This is a genomic window from Spirosoma sp., assembly GCF_048594605.1.
GTDB lineage: Bacteria > Bacteroidota > Bacteroidia > Cytophagales > Spirosomataceae > Spirosoma.
Genome location: NZ_JBMDWV010000132.1, coordinates 1 through 3,364, shown reverse-complemented (window position 1 = coordinate 3,364; position 3,364 = coordinate 1). Strand labels below are relative to the sequence as shown.

General features: G+C 47.8%; 2 protein-coding genes. Both read right to left on the bottom strand.

What is annotated here, in order from left to right:
* Nucleotides 1–28: 28 nt before the first annotated feature.
* On the bottom strand, nucleotides 29–493 hold the full coding sequence (tnpA, locus tag ACOJS8_RS08200; RefSeq protein WP_420148054.1) for an IS200/IS605 family transposase: 465 nt from the start codon (nucleotides 491–493) through the stop codon (nucleotides 29–31).
* Nucleotides 494–664: 171 nt separating this feature from the next.
* The gene (locus ACOJS8_RS08195) at nucleotides 665–3,034 is read right to left on the bottom strand and encodes a putative Ig domain-containing protein (RefSeq protein WP_420148055.1); all 2,370 of its coding nucleotides are present in this window, start codon (nucleotides 3,032–3,034) and stop codon (nucleotides 665–667) included.
* Between the last annotated feature and the right edge of the window lie 330 nt (nucleotides 3,035–3,364).

The following is a 3,364-nucleotide window of genomic DNA, read 5'->3' as shown; positions in this document are numbered from 1 at the left end:
ATAAATGAGAAAAAACCAACTTTTAGCTTTATTCCTCAACTGGTTTGAAAACATACTGCTCGTCGTAAGGTACCTTTAACTTCTGTAGAAAAGCTATGTATTCTTCCAGGAAAGTCCTTTTGCGATGGTGCTCCTCCTGATTTTGGATGTATCTAATCACGCTGTCAATTTGTGAATGACCGTAGGAAAAAGCCCCATATCCACTCTGCCATTCGAACTTTGCTTGAGTTAATCTTTTCTCGTTAACCCACTTGGCCGAATCCATCTTGAGATATTGCATCAATTCGGAGATAGATTGCTTGGGATTGAGTCCAATGAAAGTATGTACGTGATCGGGCATACCATTGATAGCAATCAATTTGTGCCCCTGATTCTGCACAATGCCGGTCATATACCGATATAGGTCTTCTTTCCAGGCTGGGCGAATCAAGCTATGTCGATGTTTAACGGCAAAAACAGTATGAATATAGAGTTGTGTATAAGTGTTAGACATGTTACGTTAGACTTAACTAGATATATAAGGTAGCAGTCACTATCCAACCTCTCGGAACGCCTTGGTTTAATTGTCGTATATCTTGATACGCTTATCCAAGGCACAACAAAAAGCCAGACCTTTTATAGTCTGGCTTTTCGCACTTATGGTGTAGAAATCGAAGTAAAGAATTTAAGGTTTGAGTAGTTTCAATTTTTTCTGTTCCGTTGCAGTCCCTACCTGCAAAAGAAGGATGCCATGAGCATTACCCGTAGGGATACTCAACCGTTCGAGGGTTTCAGCTTGCTTAATGTTCATCTGATGTAAGACTCCTCCCCGACTATCAATCAGATTCACATATACCGATTTGCCCACGGCTCCACTGATTTCAACTTCGGCGGTTTTGCCTTCGATTGGATTGCCGAGTACACGTACCTGCAAACCAGAGCCAGGCTCTTCAATACCTACGCGCGCCCGACCACAGGTGGCTTTCAAATCCCATATGTAGGTGACCATTTTCCCACTCTGCCGCGCCATCAGCGTAAAAGGCTGCACATCATTGGCTGTACGGCTGTCTTTGTCCACAAACTGATTAGGATTGGTTGTCCAGCCCGTAATACCCGGCGACTGATACTCAATAGTAGTGCCGTCTCCCCCGGTGGTTTTGAACGTAATAGCGCCCGTTTGGCAATTATAGTCCGGAGCAATCAAGGCCAGCGGAGTATTCGTCGGCGTATCGGTTATAATAATCCGGAACGTAGCACTGGCCCGGCCAGCCGTCGTTTGCGCCGTCGCGGTCACATTATAAGTACCGGGTGCGGTTGCTGTACCAACAATCACTGCCGCCGGCGCATGCATCATCTCCGATGATTTGATAAAAAGCGATAAGGACGGCGGTAAATCTGTGGTACTAATAGACCAATACGGAATATAGGTTGGGTCGCTGATGTTGGGATCGCTGAAGTAACCTCCAACCACGAAATAGACGGATTGGCCAACTGTGTAGTATTGATCTGGAATAGGTAGTGCAACCAGAGGCTTCAGGGTTGGTGTGTTGCTACAGGCAGCCTTCAGATCCCAGATGTAAGTCACTACGTTACCACTCTGGCGCGCCATCAGCGTAAAGGGTTTAACGTCACTCGCCGTCCGGCTTTCCTGATCGACAAACTGATTTGGATTGGTTGTCCAGCCGGTAATACCTGGTGCCTGGTATTCGATAGTAGTGCCATTTCCTCCCATCGTTCTGAACGTAATAGCGCCCGTCGAACAGTTATAGTCAGGCGCTATCAACACCAATGGATTTTCACCCGGAGGATTCGTTCCGGTAACTGTAATTTTAAACGTAGTAACAATCGGAAGATTACGATAAGCGGCCGTACTGATTTTTACCGTTACGGTATATACGCCAGCCGTAGTTGTGCTGCCGCCAATGCCCACTTCAGGAACAGGGCTTGTAAATAGATTATTCGAAAATACGCTTATACCACTCGGTAGTCCCGTTATCTCAACCGACCAGTTGGGCACGTAATTCGGCAGGCAATCAGTGCTCTGCGGCAGGCATACGTTAGGATCATTGAAATACGAGCCAACCAGCAGGTTAATGTTTTGCCCTACAGTCAAAAACTGATCAGGAATGGGTCCGTTAAATACGGGTGGTTTAGGAGTTTTCTCTGTACAGGCGGCTTTCAGATCAAAATTATACGTAACGCTCTTTCCACTTTGCGTAGCCGTAATCATAATCACTTTGGGATCATTACGTAAGCCCGCTTCGACCGTACCAAAGTCGTCAGTAACGGATGCGCGAGTTATACCAGGCGCCATGTATGTTATTGGTGTTCCATCGCCCCCACTTACGCTAAATTTGATAGCTCCTGTCTGGCAGTTATAGGTCGGGGCATTTATCACTAATGGCGGCAGTATGTCGACCTTAAGTTTGGTGATCTCGCTGCCATCCGAAAAGGCGAGACTTCCATCTCCAGCCCGTTCAAGTTCAGTCAGATAGCCGTTGGACGGACTGTCGAAGGTTCGCTGGGCAAGTACAGCGAACAACGCTGGGTCGCTTAGGTTCAGGTTGGCTGCACTTACTTTCAATATATGCGGATCGGAACCATTAGCCAATGACGTATTTCCAACTGCGTAGAATAGAGCGCCCCCGGCGCTGTTGTAGGACGTAATAAAGGCGCGGGTTGGTTCTGTTCCTATCTGCCTTGCCCGCTTAAAATTGCCATTCCAGTCAATCTCAAGGATAGCCCCTTTGGGTGGAGGAACGAACCCGGAAACAGGCGCCCGGCTGGTGCCTACCAGGGCGTATCCGTTGTTGTCAGCAGCCAGTGTTACGTCTGTTGCAGCTAGCATTGTCAGCACAGAGCCAATTGCAGGTCCATTAGCGGTTTGAGTGATTGGTAGTGGGTCGTACAGTTTCTGCCAGCTGCTATTTCCCTGCCCGTCGAGTTTGGCAACCCAGGCCGTATTGGCTGTAGGCACGACATTCGGATCGTCGTTGAAAACGCCGTCTGGACTGTAATAACCCACAATAAGGTAGCCACCGTCAGGTGTGGCCATAACGGATTCACCTTTGGATAAACTCCGGTCGGGCGTGGCGGGATTTGGCGTCGGATAAGCCACCGATTTCACCCAGGCAGTACTGTAATCAGCGTTAATTTTTTGCACAAAGGCAACTGTCTTCCCATCCGGCTTGGCACTGGTGACCAGCAGCAGGAAACTACCATCAGCAGCTGTAATAAGGTCCTCGTACCTAACTCTTGTATCGAAAGCAAGCGGGTCCAGCCTGAAATCAGAACTTATTATGTTTCTAAAACTCTGCCTGCCGTTTGATTCTACTTTCGTTAAAATGCGATACGCTGTACCAAACTCTTGCCCTATTAGCAAAAC

Excerpts from the sequence above, each read along its gene's own strand:
- ACOJS8_RS08195 (WP_420148055.1), bottom strand. The coding sequence starts at position 3,034 with ATGGCCACACCTGACGGTGGCTACCTTATTGTGGGTTATTACAGTCCA.
- tnpA (WP_420148054.1), bottom strand. The coding sequence starts at position 493 with ATGTCTAACACTTATACACAACTCTATATTCATACTGTTTTTGCCGTT.